Origin of the sequence: Streptomyces sp. NPDC102259 (assembly GCF_044766465.1) — a bacterium.
In the GTDB taxonomy this organism is placed as follows: domain Bacteria; phylum Actinomycetota; class Actinomycetes; order Streptomycetales; family Streptomycetaceae; genus Streptomyces.
Genome location: NZ_JBIWMA010000030.1, coordinates 25,424 through 45,353 on the forward strand (window position 1 = coordinate 25,424; position 19,930 = coordinate 45,353).

A 19,930-nucleotide genomic window follows, 5' to 3' on the forward strand; every position below is an offset into this window, starting at 1 on the left:
CGCCGCGGTCACCGCCTTGCCTCCCCGGCGGGCATCACGAGCGAGCGGTCCTGAAGCGGGCCGGCCAGGTCGACGCCCAGCTTCCGGGACCACAGCAGGTGCAGCAGCTGGGCCCGGGCGACCGCCTCGCAGCCCGTCGCCGCCGCGAGCTCACCGAACCTCCGCCCACCGCCGGCCTCGGAGAGCAGCACCGGCCGAAGACCCAGCGGATCGGACCTCAGCCAGCGCCGCGACGCCATTGCGTCCAGCCCTGCGAAAGCGTGCTCGCGCCAGCGGGCGGCCACCGCGTAGCCCCAGCCGCAGGCAACGGCGACCTCGGCGGCCGCCGTGAACGACTCCCGGTCCGACTCCTTGATCAGGGGCTCGGGGCGTACGTCGATCAGCCAGACGCCGCGGCGGGTCACCGCGAGGTAGTCGGGGGTGTGGGAGCGACGCTTCCCGCAGGTCTCGAAGGAGATCTTCAGCGGCTGAGAGACGACGTCGACCACGTCGCCGGCGAAGTTCAGGGCCAGCAGCACCCGGCTCTCCTCCAGCCTCCCCGCGCCGTGGTGACGGCCGGTGCTGGTCAGGAACTGCAGGCACGAGGTCGTGCACCGAGCACGACGCATCGTCCCCGCCTGCCCGCCACGAGACCGTCCACCGCTTCGTCCAGCCCTCGCCCAGATCCAGGCCGGACCTGCCCGCGTCGACGTCCGTCGGCACGAAAAGGCCCTCCCAGCTGCACCGATGCGACCAGACAGACGCGGTGTCACCGGCTTCGACCACCCTTCCCGACCCAGCGTGTGTAGCGGCCACGGGCCCATGGAAGCGCCGTGGAGAACCTCAGGCTCCCGATCTTCGTGTCTGGTGACAGAAAGACTGCTGAATGAACGTCTGTGACAAGTCGGATGCCTCATATATGACAACCAGGCTGCCTCGACCGTCCCCATTCGCCAGCTCAGCCGGTCCCGCTGGTGACAACTCCTGAGCTTCGGCTCAGATCTGCCCATCCCCGCTCCCACGGTTTCTCGTCGCGCGTACCGTGACGGGAGGACCTGCCAGGAGGTGCCGATGAGCGCACAGCCCGAACAAGCCCCCCGACCGCCAGCCCCGGCCGCCGCCGCACAGCTGCTCGCGCAGCTGCGCGCCGACCGCCGCGCCGACACGTGGGTGCCGGCCTTCGAGCGGGACTGGGCGAAGGCCCTGGAGGACTCCCGCCACAGCTACAGCCTCACCCCGCTGCACGACGTCGTGCGGACCTGGCAGCTACGTGTCGCCGCCGCCCCGGCCGTCGACGCCTACATGGACTCCGGCCGGGACGAGTCCGGGTTCGTGGAGCTGGACGACGTCCTCGGCACCCGCCGGTGAACGGTCAGCCGTGGACGGTGCGCCTGTCCCCGCAGGCGGCAAAGGTGCTCACCGAGCTCCCCGCACCCGCCAAGGAGATGGTCCGCGACATCCTCGACATCGCCGTACGTTCCCCGTGGGGCTGGCCCCAGTGGAACGCCGGGGACCCGGAAGGCGAGGACGTCCGCGCCGCCTCCATCGGACAGCTGTCCGTCGTCTACGTGATCAACCGGCTGACCCGGTGCCTGTCCGTCCTGGATGTCGTCTGGATCGGGTAGCCGCCCGTGAGTACGCCCCCGACCGAACCCGGCGATGCTGTGGGCGGGCCGAGCATCATCGATTGCGGGCTACTCAGGACGATCTAGGTACTCGCGCCCAAGCGGAGCACGGGACCCGCTGCCTAGCATCCGGCCATGAGTTCCGTTGAGCAGACAGCCGGGTCGAGCGAACAGCTGACGGTGCGGCAGCAGCCGCGGGGCACGACATCGTTTGTGCTGGGCGCTGCCGCCGTCGCGATGATGATGTGCCCGTTTCTGCCTGCCTGGGTCCCGAACGAGGTCCGCTTCTTTCCCGTGTACTTCATCGTGCCCGCGGGGATCGGTGCGGTCGTCTCCGGCCTCATCGCGCTGCGCAGGGCGCGGGGCCAGGAGGAGGCGACTCCCTCCCGGGCGCGGGTAGGAGTCGCACTCGGCACGACGGCCGTTGTGCTGTCGCTGGCCGTGATCGTCTGGGCGATCTGGGCGCTGAACCAGGCCTACCAATAGAGGCCGAGTACGCCGCCCGGGAATTGGCGGGCTACTGCAGGCCGGGGTCGCAGGGGTTGTCCTGCCGTGTCCTGCCGACGGTCTGTGACGCTGCCCTGATCATGGACGGCTACGAGCCCCTTGACCTCGATGAGATCGACTTCGCGCCCGTGGAGCACGACACCGAGCGGTTGCGCCTGCTGACGTTGGACGAGGCGTACGAGCTGGTCCAAGTGCTGCGCACAGCCGCTGAGGAAGGCGGGGCGGCCGCGCAGGACGCGGACCGCCTGGCGCGCGAGATCGGCGCGCGCATCCCGTCGAAGAGCTGACGTGGTGCTGGCCGTGGGCGGCACAGATTCTGCCCCCATGCCCGGCTGCCGTGAGGGCGCACGCTGTTACTCACTTTCGGGTGGCGGCCCGCCCCGGGCCAGGCTGGCGATCTCCGGGGAAAATCAGCTGCTGGAAGGGCTGTGAGATCCCTTCAGCCGTCAACATGACGACACTGGCATAAATGGACGATGCATCTGAGAGTCACAGAAACATGGGCAACGAGTAACGCAGTCCATGTTTCCATCCCAACTCCCGCGTGAGACGGACAGAGTGTGGGTGCGCGGCCGGCCCGGCCGCCACCCGCACACCGCACCGACTTCCACGGCGGCCGCCAACGTCCCCGATGGAAGGGGTGCCCACCATCTGGGGGACTTCCTTGTCCGCTTCCGCTTCTGTCACCGCCCGCCGTCTGGCCGCCGCAGCCCTCGCCGCTGGCGCTCTGGTCTCGGTGGCGGCGCTGCCGGCGACCGCAGCCGACCACGCCCGACCCAGCCGCCCGGTGGTGGAGATCTCGAAGGTGCAGTACGACTCCCCGGGGCGTGACACCCGCTCCAACCGGTCGCTGAACAGCGAGTGGGTGGAGCTGACCAACACCACCCGCAACGCGGTCAACCTGGACGGCTGGACCCTGACCGACGAGTCCGGCCACACGTACGCCTTCGACCACTACCGCCTGGCCGGCCGCGCCACGGTCCGCATCCACACCGGTGAGGGCCGCGACACCCGCACCGACCTCTACCAGGACCGCCGCGCCTACGTGTGGAACAACGACCGCGACACCGCGACCCTGCGCAACGACCATGGCCGGTTCGTCGACGACGAGTCCTGGGGCCACCGCCGCGGCGGCCGCCACTGACCTGACACTGCGAACGCGGGAGCCTCAGGCGGACCGCCGCCGTCTGTGACGCCTCCGCCGGTGCGCCGCCCTTCCCGGGCGGCGCACCGTTTTCGCGTGCCCAAAGCTGCTCTAGAACGGGACCTGTTCGTAGGTGACGGTGGTATCGGGGCAGGCTTCCGCGAGACGGGTCAGGGCCTCGTGTTCGGCCGGGTCGGCGGGCAGCTGCCAGCGCAGTTGGTCGCCGTCAAGGCGCCGGCGTACTCACACCGGTAGGCGTCGGTGGGGAGCCAGTCGGCGGGGTCCTTGTCGCTCTTGGAGCGGTTGGAGCTGCCCGAGACCGCGATCAGCGACGTCGGTGCGCCTTGGTCGTTGGCGTAGGCCTCGCGCCGGGCCGGGGTCCAGGCGGAGGCGCCGGAATCCCACGCTTCGGCGAGGGGCACCATGTGATCGACGTCGAGCGCAGATGCCGATGTCACCCATACCTGGTCGTACTCCGAGAACCAGCGCCCACCCGACAGCGCGCACCGCGCTCCGATTTCGGGGGCGAGTTTCGCCTCGGACAGGATCACCTCGCGGCGGGTGTCGCAGCCGTCGGCGGGGTCGAGGCCTTTGTTCCAGTGCTTGAACTTCTCCCGGCTGTAGCCGTCCCGGCTCTCCGGCGCCTCGCCGATCCAAACCGGGCGCCCCCTTCCCGCGCGGATCATGAGGTCCCCACGTCGTGCCGAGCCGAAAGCACAACGCCTACCGCAGGCTGCTCGAGGACCTCGCCCAGCGCTGTCCCGCGCCCTCCTGCGGCGCGCCTACGGCCCAGTCGGCAATGCCCCCTTGCAGCCCGCTCCGGCGCCGTAAGCGCTGCGGCGCCCCCGGGTACGGCTCCATGGGCTCAGGGCGCATCACGTACGTCGGCGTCGGTGACGCGGCGCCCGGAGCGGCAGAATGCACCCTCGATGCGCACCTCAACGACGTGTCCGCGAAGGACGCCGCGAAGCGCCCTTCGGCGGAAGGGGGGCGTCGGGAAATGCCTCCCGCATGGGCTCGGCTCCAGCGCCAACCGGGAGCCGTTCACGCAGTGGCGCTGGATGACTGTGACCGAGGGGGCCTGACGCTCACGCTGTCCTGCAGGCAGCCCATTGCTCGATGAGTCGGGTGGTGCGGCCGGGGTGCTCCTCGTGCAGATAGTGGCCGGTCGCGGCCCAGTGGTCGACACGGGATTCGGGCCCCCGCAGGGTACTTCGCTCCCAGTCGGCGGCCTCGGCGGAGGTCCACACGGTCAGGGCAGGGCAGATACGGCGCCGAAGGTACGCCTCACTGCTCGGGCGGATGCCCACCGCACCGGGATCGGTGTACATGCCGGCATAGGCCTGGGCGATGACATGGCCCGGGGTGCCGAGCATGGTACGGATGTGTGCGGTGCGCAGACCGGGTGGGGCGGTGGGGGAGAAGGCGCCGGTCACCAGCGGAACCGCGGCGCGGGCGCCGTTCTCGCGGTAGGCGGTCAGGCGGCGCGGGATCTCGTCGAGTTCGGCGCCGTGGGCTCCGTGCGCGGGGTCGAGGGCGACGACGGAGCGTACGAGGTCCGGGCGGTGGACGGCGAGCAGGTTCACCACCTGGCCGCCCATGGAGTGGCCGACCGCGACGACGGGACCGGCCCCCAGGCGGGCGATCAGTGCCGTCAGGTCGTAGGCCATCGCCGCCGGGGTGTTGTCCTCGTCCGGGACGGGCGAGCGGCCGTGGCCGCGCAGATCGGGGACGATCACGCGGTGCCCGCCGGTGGCCAGGCTCTCGGCGTGCCGTGACCACTCGCGGCCGTCGCCGCCCCAACCATGCACCAACAGCAGGGTGTTGGGGCCGTGGGCGTCGGCGGTGTCCGGGCCGAGGACGGTGTGGAAGAGCTCGACCGCGGTGGTCATCCGGTCACCGTCTCGTACGTGGCGTAGCCGAAGTCGGCGTGCACGCCTGCTGTGTCGAGGTCCTGTACCCACAGGCCGAGCATCGCGCCGGTGAAGCCGAGAACCCGCAACTGGCCGTCGTGGAACTCATCAGCCGCCTCGTCCGAGAGCACCGTGGCGTCGAGTTCGAGCGGGAGGGCCTTGGTCCCGTCTCCGGAGTCGTATGAGAAGCGCAGTACGGGGCCGTCGAGTTCGGCCCGCAGTGCGACGGGTGCGCCGGGGGCCAGGGGTACGTGGACGGGGCGGGCGGTGAGGGCACCCTGTTCGCAGCTGAGGACTTTTAGGACTGGGCTGCCGTCGTCGGCTGAAGTGACGTACAGATAGTGCCAGTTGCGGGTGTTGTAGTACGCGGTGATGCCCGCCAGGTGGTCCGGTGTGCGCGGGCCGAAGGACACCCGGGTCTCGAACGAGCAGCGGGCGGAGGTGACCCGGCGGGCGACCAGGCTGGGGGAGCGGCGGCCGGCCGGTGACTGGCCGCCCCGGATCCGCAGGAAGCCGGGGTGTTCGGTGAGGCTGAGCCAGTCCTCGCCGGCCGGGCGGCGCAGCGTGGACCAGTCAGGGCCGAGGACGGGCGCGTCGAATTGGTCGGTCGCGTCCGGCATCGGGAACGGTGCGGGCGGCAGGTCGGGCGCCGGGACGGTGACGGCGGGGATGGCGTCCGCGATGCGCGGCCAGCCGTCCTCGGTCCAGGTCACCGGCTGGAGCGCGGTCTCCCGGCCGAGTACGCAGCGGCCCCGCTCGGTGTAGGGGCGGGCGGTGATGTGGGCGGCATACCACTGTCCGGACGCGGTCTCGACGAGCGAGCAGTGGCCGGCCTTCTGCAGTTCCAGCTTCGGGTCGTGCCGGGAGGTGAGCAACGGCCCGGCCGGGTCCGGCTCGTACGGCCCGAACAGGTCGCGGGAGCGGGCGACGGCCGCCCCGTGCTCGTAACCCGTGCCGCCCTCGGCGTGCACGAGGTAGTACCAGCCGTCCCGGCGGTACAGGTGCGGGCCCTCGGCGTCCCCGGCGGCCGTGCCCACCGTGATCGTCCGGGGCCGTCCGAGGAGCTTGTGCGACGTGCGGTCGTACTCCTGCAGCTCGATCCCGGCGAACATGTCGTGCTCCGGGCGCCAGTCGAAGCGCATGTTCAGCAGCCAGCTGCGCCCGTCGTGGTCGTGGAAGAGCGAGACGTCGAAACCCCGGCCGTGCAGCGGCACCGGGGCGGACCACGGGCCCTCGACGGAGGGCGCCGTGGTGACATAGTTCGGCAGGTCCTTCCATCCCTCGGCGTACGTGTCCACCACCGTGAAGACCAGGTGGAACAGTCCGTGCGCGTAGGACAGCCCCGGCGCCCAGATCCCGCCGGAGTCGGGGACCCCGGCCAGGTCGAGCAGCCGGCGGCTGTCCAGAACCCCGCCCAGCGCCCGCCAGCTGACCAGGTCCCGGGAGTGGTGCAGACGCACTCCCGGGTACCACTCGAAGGTCGAGGTGGCGATGTAGTGGTCCAGGCCGTCACCGGCCCGCACGATCACGGGGTCCGGCTCGAAGCCGCGCAGGACGGGGTTGTGGATCACGTGACGTCCGATCAGAGGGAGAACAGCAGGGTGCCGAAGCCAGGATGGTCGCACTGGAACGGCGCGCCCTCCGGCCGCAGATTGCCCGCCACCTGGGCGGTGTACGGGGCCGACTTCCCGGCCCGTTTCACGTAGTGGTTGTAGGCCATTTCGTAGATGGGCCGGAACGTGCCGCGCCCGTCCGTGGAGATGCTCGACCAGTGCCAGTTGCACCGCCCGAACGTGGCGTCGTACGCGACGGTGTTGCCGAGGTTGTACTTCGCCGTGTACTCGAAGCCCGACAGCAGCAGCGAGCTGGACGCGCCGTACATGTCGAGGCCCTGGATCCAGCCGGTCTGGCAGATCTCCGCGAGCGAGCCCAGGATCAGCTGGGTGTGTGCCTGGTCGCGGCCGGACTCGCAAGCCTGGCCGGTGCCGGACTTGACCAGCTTGGTCAGGGAGCAGCAGCTGTTGGTGTAGAAGGCGTTGTACGCGTCGTTGAACTGGGTGAGGTTGTTGCAGGCCACGGCGATCTGCATCATGCCCTTGAGGCCCATCAGGCCGTAACCGCCGTCGCCGTAGATGTTGATGAGCGGCACGAAGATGTTCTGGAACATCGCGACGGTGGCGTCGAGTTCGGACTGTGACCAGCTGCCCGCGGGGCCGGTGTAGTGCATGATCTCGACGGCGGCGGCCAGTTTGGCGCCGTAGATCCCGGCGGCGAGTTCGGCGTCGGCGCCGTTGATGGTCTGGAGCGTGCTGGTCCAGGACTTGATGATCTCCAGCGCCTTGGAGGCGTGTGCGGTGTCGCCGGTGATGTACCACATGACGGCGTTCTGGTAGGCGGCGTTGCAGTCGTACCACAGCTCCGCGTTGCCGCTCTCGGGGCTGGTGCCCCGGGTGACGGTGGCCCGGCCGCCCGCGACCACGTACGAGGCCGAGGAGAAGAAGTCGGCCGCGAAGACGTGGTAGCCGTCGATCCAGGGCGAGGCGCCTGCGGCGACTTTGGCGCGCATGCGGTTCAGGTCGGCGAGGCTGTGCAGGACGCCGGGATGGGTCAGTGAGGTCAGGCCCGAGGTGACAGCCTCCGCGCTGGTCGCGCCCGCCAGTCCAGCGGCGCCCGCTATGCCGGCCGCACCGGCGCCGACCGCGGTGAGCTTGAGGAAGCGGCGGCGGCTGGGGGCGGGGGAGGGGCCGTACGGGTCGGCGGGGGAGGGGAGTTCGGAGGTGAGCGGGGCAGGGGAGCGGTACGGATCGCGCATGGGCTTCCTTGTCGACTCGACGCTGAGTGCGGGGAAGGGAACGGGAGGGGGAGGGGTCAGATGCGGTGCAGGACGAGGGTGCTGCGCGGGCCGATCTTCGGCCGGACGCCCGCGCCGACGGTCTTGCCGGTGGCCAGGTCGCGGGCGGGGCCGAAGTCCTGGCGGGCGGGCAGGGTGAAGACCTTGTCGGTGCTGGTGTTCATGGCGATGAGGTAGTCGCCGTACTCGCAGTAGTAGAAGGGGGCCTTGCCGACGAGCATGGTCTCGACGCCGTCGAAGTGGACGCCGAGGGTGGGGTCGGGGACGTCGGCGGGGACGGGGGCGAGGTGGTAGACGTCGCCCTTCTGGGACTGGTGGAGGGTGTCGCCGGGCGGGGGGAATCCGCCGGGCGGGATGGCCGAGGCGCCCGGGTCGTTGATGGCGTAGTCCCACAGGATCCAGTCGCGGGCCGTGAAGGTGTCGTCGGTGGTGCCGGCGGTGTGCTGGCGGATCGTCGCCGAGCGCTGGTCGACGGGGGTGACATGGTGGATGCGGGCGTAGTCGTTGACGCCCTGGCGGGCCCGCCAGTAGAGCGAGGCGAAGAACAGCTCCTTGCCGTGCTTGACGGCGACCGCGCCGTTGTCCTCGTCGGTGAAGACGAAGTCGGGGCTGTTCCAGCCGGTGGGCAGCCGGCCCGGGCGGGCGGCGAGGGCCTGGTAGTCGTTCCAGTCGCGGGACACCAGGCGCAGTGCGTTGAGGCCGACGCGGGTCCAGTCGTAGGTCGCAATCAGCTGGAGCTGCGGCCAGAGCTGGCCGTCGTCCACCATTTCCTGGGTCCAGCCGACGAGGTCGGGATCCTTGAAGACGGCGGCCGACATCAGGGGGTTGGAATCCCACGCGGTACGGGAGGCGTACGCGATCGCACCGGGGTAGACCTCGTTGCGCCAGCCGATGACCGTCTCGGTGCGGGAGACCCGCGCGTTGTCACCGTCCACGTCGACGACACGGAACCGGCCCCGCGCCTTGACCATCTTGATCATCTGCTCGCGCAGCTCCGGGGCATCCTGGCCACCGTGGCCCCGGGTCACCGACTCGTACATCATGACCAGCCAGTCGGTGACCTCGCCGTAACTGCCGACGTAGCCCAGCTCCCGGGTCAGGCCTGCCCTGGTGACCTGGTAGTAGTTGGCGCCGAGCGGCTTGGCCGGGTTGCCGTCCGCGTCCTCGGGGCCGAGGTAGGGCACCATGCCGATGGACTGGTACAGGTAGTCGCGGGCCTTGGCCTCCGGCAGGGCGAGGTCCGGATCCAGCAGCCTCAGGCCGCGGTTGGCCTGGTAGATGCCGATGGCGCAGATCTGGGTCTGGTTGGAGTAGTGCGGGAAGTGCCGGCGCCAGTACTCGCGGCTGGCCTTGAGCATCTTCGTGTACGCCGCGCGGCGCACCGGCTGCTCGACGGCGGCGATGCCGGCCGGCGCGAGGACCTCGACTCCGTCGAACCAGGTCGAACCGGGGCCGGTCAGTCGCAGGTGGAGCTCCACATGGGTGGCGCCGTCGGGGGTCGCCAGGTCGAGGGAGACGTACTCCCAGTCGTGGGTGCCCGTGCTCGCGTACTTCTTGTGGTCGCTGCCGACCAGGTTGCCGCTCGCGTCGTAGAACAGCGGGTCGATGTGGGCGCCTGCGCCGGTGACGCCGTCGGTCTTGATCCAGGCGCCGTAGGTGTACGTGCCCGGGCCGACCTGGACCGTGGGGGCGGCGTAGACGTAGCTGTAGTCGCTGTCGCCGGTCGCAGTGAGCTTGAGAGAAGCCGAGCCGGTGTGCGAGACGGTCGTGTCGCGGGCCCACGTGCCGCCGGACGCCCAGCCGGGCCTGGCCCAGTGGTCGGGAGTGGCGCCGCCGGCCTCGAAGCCGGGATTGCGCAGCTCGGTCGGATTGACCAGGGTGACGGAGTCGAACCAGGTCGAACCGGGGCCGGTCAGTCGCAGGTGGAGCTCCACCTGGGTGGCGCCGTCGGGGGTCGCCAGGTCGAGGGAGACGTACTCCCAGTCGTGGGTGCCCGTGCTCGCGTACTTCTTGTGGTCGCTGCCGACCAGGTTGCCGCTCGCGTCGTAGAACAGCGGGTCGATGTGGGCGCCTTCACCGGTGACGCCGTCGGTCTTGATCCAGGCGCCGTAGGTGTACGTGCCCGGGCCGACCTTGGTCCTGGGCGCGGAGTTGACATAGCTGTAGCCGCCGCCGGTGGTGGCGGTGAGCTTCAGAGAGGCGGAACCGGAACGCGAGACGCTGGTGTCGCGGGCCCAGGTACCGCCGCCACCGGAGGCCCAGCCGGGCCGAACCCAGGAGGTGGGGGTGGCGCCGCCGTCCTCGAAGCCGGCGTTGGCTATCTCGTAGGGGGAGCCGGTCACCTTGGAGTCCAGCTTGTCGCCGAGACGGTCCCAGAGCAGCGCCAGACACAGGCCGACCCGGCCGAAGCCCTGCCACTGCTGGTCGGATCCGGTGAGCACGGTCGCGTCCGACTGCCAGGCCATATAGCGGCCGTCGATGGCCTGCAACACCCGCTCCACGGCGGCGTCCTGCTGGTAGGCGGGGCTGCCGGACCACAGGTAGCCCTCGGCCAGCGACTGCATCGCCCAGCCGTCCATGGTGGCGGGCGTGGCGGTGGTGAGGAGAGCGGTCTGTTCCTTCTGGACCCGCGCCTTGACGGCGTCCAGCACCTCCGTGCCCGTGGTGCGCGCCACGGGCACCGGGGCCGGCCCCTGGACCTCGCCCTTGGGCGGCACGAAGTATGGCTCGGTGTGGGTGTAGAGGCGGTAGATGCCGCGCGAGGCCGTGGTCTGGTTGTAGTACAGCTGCGCCTGGTTCTGGCCGTAGGACCAGATGCGGCCCATCGAGCGGATCTCCAGGCTCACCTTCCGCTTGCCCTTGGTCAGCTTCTCCGGCAGCGGCAGGGTGTGGAAGAAGAACCGGCCCGGGCTGCGCGGCGCGGTGTCCAGGATGTCGAGGCTGTCGACCGCGCCCTCGTCCTGGTAGCCGACCTGCAGGCCCTCGCAGAACAGTTGCAGCCGCCAGTTGTGGGAGCCGAAGCCCGCCTCGGTGGCGGTCGGATCGTGCTCGTCGCCCCAGAGCCGGACCGTCACATACGTGGTGCCGACCGGACTGACCGCGACCTCGAAGGTGAGCGTGCCGCCCCAGTATGAGGCCGGGTCGGAGGGGTTGAGGACGCGGGCGCTCTGGCCGAGGCCGCCGGTGACGGTGTCGGAATGCGTGGCGGTCAGGTGGTGGGAGGTCTCGGAGTGCGCGTTGCCGAAGACCACGATGTCCAGGGGTCTGGCGGCGGACTGACCGAACGAGCCGGACGGTACGGGGGAGTCGGCCACAGCGGCGGGTGCGGCCACCGCCGGCTGAGAGGTCAGCCAGCCGAGGCCGCCCGTGGCGGCACCGGTCGTTCCGGCGTACTTGAGCACTTCACGGCGTCTGGGAGTGTTGGGCACGGCTGATCCTTATTTGAGGCTGCCCATGAGGATTCCGCTGCGCCAGTACTTCTGGAGCGCGAACATGAAGATCGCCAGCGGAATGATCGACAGCAGGGAACCGGTCAGGACGAGCGTGTTCATGTCGCGAGCGGTCTGCGCCTGCTGGAGCCAGGAGAAGAGTCCCAGGGTCACGGGGAAGGTGCGCTCGCCGTTGAGCATGAACAGGGGGAGGAAGAAGTTGTTCCAGATGTTGACGAAGTCGAGCATGAAGATCGTGATGCCGCCGGTCTGCATCAGCTGCAGGGCGATGGAGGCGAAGATGCGCAGCTCACTGGCGCCGTCGATGCGGGCCGCCTCCATCAGCTCCGTCGGTACCGAACTGTCGGCGTAGACCTTGCCGAGGTAGACCCCGAACGGGTTGATGAAGTAGGGGATCAGCACCGACCAGATGGTGTTGGTGAGCCCCACCTTGGCGAACACCAGGTAGAGCGGGAAGGCCAGCAGGGTGCTGGGCAGCAGTGAGGCGCCGACGACGAGGGCGAACAGGGCGCCCCGGCCCCGGTACTCGAACTTGGACAGGCCGTAGCCGGCGGCGAGCGAGATGAGGGTGGCGCCCGCGGCTCCGAGGGTGGAGTAGAGGACGGAGTTCCCGATCCAGCGCAGGAAGACGCCGTCGTGATAGCTCGCGATGTCCTGGAGATTGTCCGCCAGGTGGTTGGAGGAGAACCACAGGCCGAAGGTGGAGTACAGATCGGTCTGGTTCTTGGTCGACGAGACCAACAGGAACCAGGTGGGGGCCAGGGAGTAGAGCAGGAAGACGACCAGCAGGCCGGTGGTGAGGACCATCGCGCGGCGGGTGGGGCGCACTCCACCCCCGGACGCGTGGACGGCACGCGGGGACTTGCGAGCGGCAGCGGCCTTTGGGGTACGGACGGCCTCGGGGGCGCGGTCGGCCTGGGTGGCGCTGCTCATGACATCTTCCTGTTCGTGACGTGGTAGAAGACGAAGGCGAGGATGCCGGTGGCCACGGCCAGGACCAGCGACTCGGCCGCCGCGTACTGGTAGTTGCCGGTCTTGAAGGCCTTGTCGTAGATCTCCATCATCGGAGTGAAGTCGGTGTTGATCGACTCCGGTGCGATCTGCCGCAGCAACAGCGGCTCCGTGAACAGCTGGAGCCGGCCGATGAGCGAGAACATGCCCGTCAGCACGAGGATCCCGGTGATGTTCGGGACCTTGATGGACCAGGCGATGCGCCACTCGCGGGCCCCGTCGAGCCGGGCCGCCTCGTACAGCTCCCGCGGCAGCGCCTGCAACGAGGCGGAGATCAGGATCATGTTGAAGCCGATGCCCTGCCAGGTGAGCAGATTGCCCAGCGAGAGATAGGTGTTGAGGCCGCCGAAGAAGTGGATGTCCATGCCGACGCGGTCCGCGAGGTCGAGGATCGGGCTGCCCGTGGGGCTGTAGAGAAACAGCCACATCAGGGAGGAGACCACCGTGGGGATGACGTACGGGATGAGCAGTCCGGCCCGGAAGAAACGGACCGCCCGCGCGGCGACGCCGTCCAGCACCAGGGCCAGCAGCAGCGAGATCCCCAGCATCACCGTGATCTGCGCCGTCCCGAAGAGCAGCGTGCGCAGCATGCTGGCCCAGAAGGCGCCGTCGGTCAGGACCGACGTGAAGTTGGCGAAGCCGGTGAAGACCACCCGCGTCGGGCCGAAGCCCAGGCCGGTGCCCTTCTTTTCGTGCAGGCTCTCACTGAAGGCGTAGGCGATCGGCAGGACGTAGGTGACGAGGAAGCCGGCCAGGAAGGGCAGCGCGAACAGCAGGCCCTTGTAGGCTCCCCGCCTCCCGGTCCGGCGGGGGGAGGGCCGCCGGACCGGGGAGTCGGTCGCGACCGGCGGTCGCGTCAGGGTGGACACGGATGTCTCCAAGTGATGTGCGTCGGCTGTCTCCGAGCGAGGCGAACGGGCGTCGTCAACTGCCCGCGACGGCCTTGATGCCCTTGCCGTTCAGGTCGTCGATCGTCCACTTCTGCAGGCTGGTCAGCATCGCCTTGACCGTGAGCTGCTTGTTGATGACCTTGCCCCACTGCTTTTGCATCTCGGAGTACATGGCCGCGTAGTCGGGCCCGTACTGCCACTGGTTACCGACCCGGGAGGCGGCCGTGGTGATCACCTCGGCGCTGTTTGACTCCTTGTTGAACATCTCGGCCGGGATGATCTTGTCCACGTACGGCGACACGTCCTTCACCGCCGGGAACAGACCGGACTTGGAAGCCGGATCCGTCAGCGTGGTCAGCGACTCCTTGCTGCTGCTCAGCCAGGCGGCGAACTGGGCGGCGCGGTCGGGGTACTTGCAGCCCTTCAGGACAGCCGTGGTGTCGAAGTTGCTGGAGGTCCGCGGTGAGGCGGTGTCGAAGACGGGCGCGTCCGCGAGCTGCCACTTCCCCTTGGACTTGGGGAAGTTGGTGTCGTAGATCGGCAACTGCCATGTCGACGTGGTCATCGCAACGGTCTTGCCGAGGTCCCAGGTCTTGAAGACGCCCGGGTCGGCATAGGAGGCGTTGGAGGCGAGGCCGTTGTCGACGAGCTGCTGGACGACGTCTCCCGCCTTCAGCGCCTCGGGCGAGGTGAAACTGATCGTCCAGTGGTCGCCGTCCGCCTTGTACCACTGGGCGCCTGCCTGCCAGGACAGGTCGACCAGGGTGCTCGGGTCCTCACCGGCCATGTTGTAGATCTTGACGTTCTTGTTCTGCTGCTGTGCCTTCTTGCCGGCCGCGATCAGATCGTCCCAGGTCTTGGGCGCCTCGATGCCGTACTTCTTGAACAGGTCCGCACGGTAGGCGGTGAACAGCGGCGAGGAGCCCATCGGGATCCCGAAGGTGGTACCGCCCGGGCTGACCGCGTTCCAGGCCGGGGCCGTGTACTTGCCCTTGTACTGCGCGGCGGTCTTGGAGATGTCCGTGAGCAGACCGTCGGCGGCGAAACTCGCCAGGTTCATCGCGTCCATCTTCGACAGACACGGGGCGGTGCCCGCGTTCACCGCGGCGCGCAGCTTCTGGTACGCGGTCTCACCCGCCGCGTTGACGAACTTGACCTGGGTCTCGGGGTGCTCCTTGTTCCAGACCTTGGTCTGGGCCTCGATGCCGTCGGTCCAGCTCCAGAACTCCAGGGAGACCTTGCCTTTGGTGCTGGTCTGGGCGTCGGCGTTCGAGTCGTCGCCGCCCGAGCATGCGGCGAGGAGGAGACAGAGCGAGGCGGCCGCGGCCGCCGCGGTGAGGGTTCTGGCGCGGAACGTGGTCATCGGTCCTCCACAGGGGACAGGACGGCGCGTGCGGTGTGGGGGCCGGCGCGGTGGTCAGCGAGGCAGGGGCGGGAGGTCACACCCGAGAGGTAGGAAGTAACCGTTTGCTGCGTGGACCGTAAGGGGCATGTGGCTGGAACCACAAGAGGGAGAGGCTCAATTGTTTCGCCCAACTCTCCAACAGGTTACCGAGCATGGGTGCTGACCTGCAATCTCCCTGTCGCTGACGGTTTGGGACGGGCGGTCGTCACGCTGTTGCAACTCCGGCGAAGCCATTGACCTGCGGCCAGATTCGTCCCTAGCTTGGAATACGTTTACTGCCCCGGTCCACTCTCCGTGTCGAAGCAGGAGCCCCATGCCCAGCCCACGCCTGCCCTCAGCCGTGTTCGCGATGAACCCGGTGCACCTGCACGAACTCCTTCCGCCACATTTGATGGCGCGGCTGGAGAAACTGGTACGGATCGACTCCACGCTCGTCGTCCAGGACTTCTCCGAGCCGGCCGCGCGGGCGGCGTTGGCCGAGGCCGAGGTGCTGATCACCGGATGGGGCTGCCCGCACATCGGAGCCGAGGCACTGGCCGCCGCCCCCCGGCTGCACACCGTGCTGCACGCGGCCGGCAGCGTGCGCAGCCTCATCGGGGAGGAGGCATGGCAGCGCGGACTCACCGTCTCCAGCGCGGTGCAGGCCAACGCGCTGCCGGTGGCGGAGTACACCCTCGCCGCGATCCTGTTCGCCGGCAAGGACGCCTTCAGCCTGCGCGACCGCTTCCGGACCGAACACGTCTACCCGGCCCCCACCGACTTCGCAGACGTCGGGAACCTGGGCCGCCGCGTCGGAGTGATCGGCGCCTCGCGGGTCGGCCGCAGGGTGCTCGAACTCCTGCGCCCCTTCGACTTCTCGGTATCCCTGTACGACCCCTACGTGGACGAGACCGAGGCCGCCGCACTCGGAGCCGTACCGCTGTCCCTGGAAGACCTGCTGCGCACCAGCGACATCGTCAGCCTGCACGCCCCTGACATCCCGCAGACGTACCGGATGCTGGACCGCGACCGGCTCACGCTGATCAGGGACGGCGGTGTCCTGATCAACACCTCCCGAGGCGCCCTCGTCGACCCCGAGGCGCTCACCGACGAGCTGGTAAGCAGGCGGATCAGCGCCGTGCTCGACGTCACCGAACCAGAACCACTGCCGGCCGGATCCCCGCTCTACCAATTGCCCAACGTCGTCCTCACCCCGCACATCGCCGGCTCGCTCGGCAACGAACTCGAACGACTCGGCCGCACGGTGGTCGACGAACTGGCGCGGCTTGCCTCAGGACTTCAGCTCGCCCACGCGATCCGCAGGGCAGATCTCACGATCAGCGCCTGAGCCGCCCTGCCGGCCCCGGACTCCGTCCGGCGTACGCGTCCCCGTGTTCCCCCTTCTCTGCCGACGCACAGCGGCCCCTCGGTGAATCCGCACGCACCGAGGGGCCGCAAACATGCTCGCGGGCAGCGGGACTCAGGCCCGCACATCCGGGTCGGGTCCGAAGGACAGCAACACCGCCGACTGCTCGGCCGGGAGCGTCACCCGCAGGGTGCGCCCCCGGCCGTCCCAGCCGTACGCCGGCTGTGGGCCCGCTCCGAACACCACACGCGGCCGCTCGTCCTCGGCGATCCACGGGAGCGGCACGGTCACGGTCTCGGGCGCGCCTTCCCGGCGCCACAGGGCCAGCAGCGTCGTGTCGCCCTGATCGTCGGTGACTCCCGTGGTCAGTGCGAGGGCGATCCAGCCGTCGCGCCAGCCGGGCAGGCCCAGCGGCCAGCGCGGCAGGGCGCCCGTCAGCAGGGAGCGGTAGGTCCTGTACGTGTCCACGGCCTGCCGTATCAGAGCCAGCTGCTCCCGTGACAGCAGGTCGGGACGGCCGCTGAGGTGGATACGGCCGAGCATCGCCGAGACCATCACCATGCCGAGTTCGGCTTCGCTGTGCTCCGGCAGCGGGTACGCCCAGATCGCGCCCTGCTCGGGGGTGACCGCGGTGGGCGCCACGGCGGCGATGGCCGGCAGGAGCCGGAAGTCCTGCTGGTCGGTGACGGAGTGGATGGGCAGCCGGGACAGGAGGGCGTGGTCGGTGCGGCTGCCGCCGGCCGCGCAGCTCTCCAGGACCAGGGCGGGGTGCCGGTCCAGGACGCCGTCGAGCCAGTCGAGGTAGGCGCGGTTGTGGCCGAGCAGGCCCTCGCCGGGGCTGTCGGTGCCGTCCGGGCCGTCGGTGCCGGGGCCGATGTCGATGTTGTAGTCGAGCTTGAGATAGCCGACGCCGTAGTCGCGCACCAGCCGGTCCACGACCGCGTCGAGGTGGGCACGCGCCGCCGGGTGGCTCAGGTCGAGCTGATGGCGGCCCCACTCCACCAGGCGGATGCCGTCCCGACGGAAGAAGGCATCGTCGGGCAGGGCGTCGGCGACCGGGCTGCGTACGCCCACGACCTCCGGTTCGAGCCACAGCCCGGGGACCATGCCCGCGTCGCGGATGCGGTCCAGTACCTCGTTCAGCCCGCCGGGGAAGCGCGGGGCCGACTCTTCCCACTCGCCGACCGCGTCCCACCAGCCGGGCACCCCGCCCGGGCCCACGGTTCCGGGCGTTTCGGCGTCGTACCAGCCGGCGTCGATGCAGAAGTACTCGGCGCCCGCTGCCGCGGCCGCGTCCACCAGGGGGAGAAGGGCTTTGGTGCTGGGCTCGCCCATGAGGCTGTTCATGAAGTCGTTGAAGACCACGGGCAGGCCCTGGTGGTCGGGGTGCGGGCGCCGGGTGGCGCGGCGGTGCCGGGTCATGGCGGCGAGCGCGGCCTCGAAGCCGCCCGAGGAGACGAAGGCCACCGAGGCGGGCACGGTACGGAACGACTCGCCGGGGGCAAGCCGGCGGCGCCACTGGTGTTCGCGGTCCGCCGGTCCGGACAGGGCCAGGTACACGTCGCCGAAGCGGTCGGCGATCTCGGTGTGCCAGGAGCCGTTGTGCTCGATCTGCCACAGCAGGGCGCGGCCGGTGCGGGGCTCCTCCAGGCAGCCCACAGGCAGGTGTTCGGAGGAGGACCAGGAGCCGGTACTGGTCACGGTGATCCGGTTCTTGGAGCCGGTCTGACCGAAGGGCACCATGCCCACGTCGTAGAGACCGCGCTCGCCCAGGGTGGCCTTGGACCAGCGGTACTCGCCGCTCCAGGGATTGGCCGCCAGCCACAGGGCCAGGCCGTCCTCCCAGCGTTCACCGTCGTCGAGGTGGCGGGCGAGGTTGGAGCACGCGAAGGAGGAGACGTACTCCAGGGTGACCGGACGGTCTCCGGCGTTGTCCACGTACACCTCCGTGCCGAGCACCGGTATGCCCTCGCGCACTGTGCAGACGGCGGTGACGCGCAGGCCGGTGGTCTCGTCGGCCATCCGCACCCGCAGTGTCCGCAGGTCCCCGCCGCCGTGCCGCTCGTGGTCCTCCTCGTGCCCGGTGTACCGCAGGGCACGCGATGCGGCACCGTCCACGTGGCGCTTGCCCGACGTTCCGAGCCGCCCGCTGCCCGCAGTCTCGATTTCGACCAGCGGCAGGGCCCGGCGAGTGAGCAGGGCACACAGCTCGGGATCGCCCGCCGGATCGGGAAGTGTGGCCGCCTCGCCCGCCGCCACCAGCCTCACCGGACCGGCGGCCGTGTCGAAGGCCAGGAGCAGGGACAGCTCAGCGGTTCCCCAGCGCAGGTGGGTGACGGACATGACGGGCGGCTCCGAAGAGGCTAGTAAACGATTACCGCTGAGAGACCGTAGTTCGCGCCCCAACAGTCCGCAAGGGGTGTCACATGCAGTAACGTCGAGCTGTGACGGACAACGGAAGCGTTGCGCGAACGAGCCCCGAACCCAAGCGGCCCGGCAGGCGTCGGCGCGAAAACGGCGCGGGCGACAGGCCCAGCACGATTCGCGATGTCGCCGTGAAGGCCGGCGTATCGGTAGCAACCGTTTCCCGAACGCTTGCCGGAAACTATCCGGTCTCCGAGGCCACCCGCGCCCGGGTCATGGCGGCGGTCGAGTCCCTGCACTATGTGGTGAACGTCCACGCCAAAGCCCTCTCCGGCCGGGTCGCGGGCCCGATCGCGCTGGTCCTGCAGGACATCACCGGACCTTCGCTGGCCCACGTCGCGGCAGGGGCGGAGCAGGAGGCGGCAGCGCGCGGCAGGCTCAGTCTGGTCTGCGCCACCCACAACGACCGGGACCGGGAGGACGACCTGGTGCAGCTCATGCGCGAGCAGCACGCGGCCGCGGTGGTCCTGGTCGGAGGAGCGGTGCTGGACGACGCGTACCACGCCCGGATGGCCGAGTACGCCAGGGCGCTGGACGCCGCCGGCTCCCGGCTGGTCCTGTGCGGCCGGCCGCCGCTGCCGTCCAGCCTCCCGGTGACGGTGGTGGACTACGACAACCGCGGCGGCGCCTTCCAGGCCGTCGACCACCTGCTCGGCGCGGGACACCGACGCATCCTGTTCCTGGGCGGCGATCCCCTGATGAGCAGCGCCGAGCAGCGTCAAAGCGGCCACCGCCAGGCCCTGCGGGCGCACGACGTGGCCTATGCCGAGGAGTTGGACGTACCCGGTTCGTACACCCGGGTCTCCGGCTATCAGCGGACCCGGGCCGCGCTGGCGGAGGGGCTGGACTTCACAGCGATCTTCGCCGGCACCGACATGGTGGCCACCGGCGCTCTGGCAGCACTGCGTGAGGCCGGTCTGGACGTGCCCGGCGACGTCTCCCTGGTCGGTTTCGACGACGTACCCTTCGCCGCCGACCTGACGCCGGCGCTCACCACGGTTCGCGTGCCCTACGAGGACCTCGGACGCACCGCGGTCCGCCTGGCCCTGGAACGGGAGAACCGCCTGGCCGACGACCATGTGGTGCTGAGTACGCAGCTGGTGATCCGGCAGTCGGTGCGGTCACCGAAGTAATGGGGGAAACGGCCGGATACTCTGCCCGGCTGGGCCGGACGTGGCGCGGGAGGCCGGCGTGTCGCTCCATCGCCGATCTGTACTTCTCCTCGATCGCGTCCGGTGTGATGCGGGCCGCCGAGGACAACTGGCTGCTGGTGACCGTCGGCAGCACGGCGCGCCGCCCGGAGCGCGAACTGGACTATCTCGCGACGCTGCGCGGGCGGACGGTGGCCGCATCGTGGCGATCTGGTGAGCGACAGTCTGTTCACGGC

General features: G+C 69.8%; 16 protein-coding genes and 1 pseudogene. 7 read left to right on the plus strand and 10 right to left on the minus strand.

Going from position 1 to position 19,930, the window contains the following annotated elements:
* Positions 1-8: 8 nt before the first annotated feature.
* Positions 9-608, minus strand: coding sequence for a hypothetical protein (locus ACIRPU_RS39300; protein WP_403876448.1), 600 nt, complete (start codon positions 606-608; stop codon positions 9-11).
* 442 nt (positions 609-1,050) lie between these two features.
* Here ACIRPU_RS39300 and ACIRPU_RS39305 point away from each other — a divergent pair, with 442 nt between their 5' ends.
* From ACIRPU_RS39305 to ACIRPU_RS39325, 5 genes are all read left to right on the plus strand, one after another.
* Complete coding sequence (locus ACIRPU_RS39305) at positions 1,051-1,347, plus strand: DUF6247 family protein (protein WP_403876451.1); 297 nt, start codon at positions 1,051-1,053, stop codon at positions 1,345-1,347.
* Positions 1,344-1,604, plus strand: coding sequence for a hypothetical protein (locus ACIRPU_RS39310; protein WP_403876453.1), 261 nt, complete (start codon positions 1,344-1,346; stop codon positions 1,602-1,604). The genes ACIRPU_RS39305 and ACIRPU_RS39310 overlap by 4 nt, the downstream gene beginning before the upstream one ends.
* A gap of 135 nt (positions 1,605-1,739) precedes the next feature.
* Positions 1,740-2,090, plus strand: a complete 351-nt coding sequence (locus ACIRPU_RS39315; RefSeq protein ID WP_403876456.1) for a hypothetical protein — start codon at positions 1,740-1,742, stop codon at positions 2,088-2,090.
* Positions 2,091-2,191: 101 nt separating this feature from the next.
* Positions 2,192-2,398 (plus strand): DUF6417 family protein, encoded by a 207-nt coding sequence (locus tag ACIRPU_RS39320; RefSeq protein ID WP_403876459.1) that lies wholly within the window; start codon positions 2,192-2,194, stop codon positions 2,396-2,398.
* Between the two features lie 377 nt (positions 2,399-2,775).
* Positions 2,776-3,255: a lamin tail domain-containing protein gene (locus ACIRPU_RS39325; RefSeq protein ID WP_403876462.1), complete on the plus strand. Its 480-nt coding sequence runs from the start codon at positions 2,776-2,778 to the stop codon at positions 3,253-3,255.
* A gap of 111 nt (positions 3,256-3,366) precedes the next feature.
* Here the strand turns inward: ACIRPU_RS39325 and ACIRPU_RS39330 are convergent.
* The 8 genes and pseudogenes from ACIRPU_RS39330 to ACIRPU_RS39365 form a co-directional block, all read right to left on the minus strand.
* Positions 3,367-3,941: pseudogene (locus ACIRPU_RS39330) on the minus strand (HNH endonuclease family protein).
* A 402-nt stretch (positions 3,942-4,343) separates the two neighbouring features.
* Positions 4,344-5,147 carry an alpha/beta fold hydrolase gene (locus tag ACIRPU_RS39335; RefSeq protein ID WP_403876466.1) on the minus strand — a complete coding sequence of 268 codons (804 nt, stop codon included), beginning with the start codon at positions 5,145-5,147 and terminating at the stop codon, positions 4,344-4,346.
* Entirely contained in the window at positions 5,144-6,739 is a 1,596-nt protein-coding gene (locus ACIRPU_RS39340) for a glycoside hydrolase family 43 protein (protein WP_403876469.1), read from the minus strand. Before ACIRPU_RS39340 ends, ACIRPU_RS39335 begins: the two co-directional genes overlap by 4 nt.
* 11 nt (positions 6,740-6,750) lie before the next feature.
* On the minus strand, positions 6,751-7,980 hold the full coding sequence (locus tag ACIRPU_RS39345) for an alginate lyase family protein (protein WP_403876471.1): 1,230 nt from the start codon (positions 7,978-7,980) through the stop codon (positions 6,751-6,753).
* 56 nt (positions 7,981-8,036) lie between these two features.
* Positions 8,037-11,447, minus strand: coding sequence for a Tat pathway signal sequence domain protein (locus ACIRPU_RS39350; RefSeq protein ID WP_403876474.1), 3,411 nt, complete (start codon positions 11,445-11,447; stop codon positions 8,037-8,039).
* Between the two features lie 9 nt (positions 11,448-11,456).
* On the minus strand, positions 11,457-12,275 hold the full coding sequence (locus ACIRPU_RS39355; RefSeq protein ID WP_403876610.1) for a carbohydrate ABC transporter permease: 819 nt from the start codon (positions 12,273-12,275) through the stop codon (positions 11,457-11,459).
* 122 nt (positions 12,276-12,397) lie between these two features.
* Positions 12,398-13,348 (minus strand): carbohydrate ABC transporter permease, encoded by a 951-nt coding sequence (locus ACIRPU_RS39360; protein ID WP_403670294.1) that lies wholly within the window; start codon positions 13,346-13,348, stop codon positions 12,398-12,400.
* A gap of 55 nt (positions 13,349-13,403) precedes the next feature.
* Complete coding sequence (locus ACIRPU_RS39365) at positions 13,404-14,732, minus strand: ABC transporter substrate-binding protein (RefSeq protein WP_403876477.1); 1,329 nt, start codon at positions 14,730-14,732, stop codon at positions 13,404-13,406.
* 355 nt (positions 14,733-15,087) lie between these two features.
* Here ACIRPU_RS39365 and ACIRPU_RS39370 point away from each other — a divergent pair, with 355 nt between their 5' ends.
* Positions 15,088-16,101: a hydroxyacid dehydrogenase gene (locus ACIRPU_RS39370; RefSeq protein WP_403876480.1), complete on the plus strand. Its 1,014-nt coding sequence runs from the start codon at positions 15,088-15,090 to the stop codon at positions 16,099-16,101.
* Between the two features lie 132 nt (positions 16,102-16,233).
* On the opposite strand, the gene ACIRPU_RS39375 is transcribed toward ACIRPU_RS39370, so the two are convergent.
* Complete coding sequence (locus ACIRPU_RS39375; protein WP_403876483.1) at positions 16,234-18,462, minus strand: alpha-galactosidase; 2,229 nt, start codon at positions 18,460-18,462, stop codon at positions 16,234-16,236.
* Between the two features lie 101 nt (positions 18,463-18,563).
* On the opposite strand from ACIRPU_RS39375, the gene ACIRPU_RS39380 reads away from it, so the two are divergent.
* Positions 18,564-19,676, plus strand: coding sequence for a LacI family DNA-binding transcriptional regulator (locus ACIRPU_RS39380; protein ID WP_403876486.1), 1,113 nt, complete (start codon positions 18,564-18,566; stop codon positions 19,674-19,676).
* Positions 19,677-19,930 lie beyond the last annotated feature (254 nt).

What these genes read in the sequence shown, in the direction of transcription:
- ACIRPU_RS39370 (WP_403876480.1), top strand. Translation starts at nt 15,088, where the DNA reads ATGCCCAGCCCACGCCTGCCCTCAGCCGTGTTCGCGATGAACCCGGTG.
- ACIRPU_RS39300 (WP_403876448.1), bottom strand. Translation starts at nt 608, where the DNA reads ATGCGTCGTGCTCGGTGCACGACCTCGTGCCTGCAGTTCCTGACCAGC.
- ACIRPU_RS39345 (WP_403876471.1), bottom strand. Translation starts at nt 7,980, where the DNA reads ATGCGCGATCCGTACCGCTCCCCTGCCCCGCTCACCTCCGAACTCCCC.
- ACIRPU_RS39365 (WP_403876477.1), bottom strand. Translation starts at nt 14,732, where the DNA reads ATGACCACGTTCCGCGCCAGAACCCTCACCGCGGCGGCCGCGGCCGCC.
- ACIRPU_RS39305 (WP_403876451.1), top strand. Translation starts at nt 1,051, where the DNA reads ATGAGCGCACAGCCCGAACAAGCCCCCCGACCGCCAGCCCCGGCCGCC.
- ACIRPU_RS39315 (WP_403876456.1), top strand. Translation starts at nt 1,740, where the DNA reads ATGAGTTCCGTTGAGCAGACAGCCGGGTCGAGCGAACAGCTGACGGTG.
- ACIRPU_RS39335 (WP_403876466.1), bottom strand. Translation starts at nt 5,147, where the DNA reads ATGACCACCGCGGTCGAGCTCTTCCACACCGTCCTCGGCCCGGACACC.
- ACIRPU_RS39375 (WP_403876483.1), bottom strand. Translation starts at nt 18,462, where the DNA reads ATGTCCGTCACCCACCTGCGCTGGGGAACCGCTGAGCTGTCCCTGCTC.
- ACIRPU_RS39355 (WP_403876610.1), bottom strand. Translation starts at nt 12,275, where the DNA reads ATGGTCCTCACCACCGGCCTGCTGGTCGTCTTCCTGCTCTACTCCCTG.
- ACIRPU_RS39320 (WP_403876459.1), top strand. Translation starts at nt 2,192, where the DNA reads ATGGACGGCTACGAGCCCCTTGACCTCGATGAGATCGACTTCGCGCCC.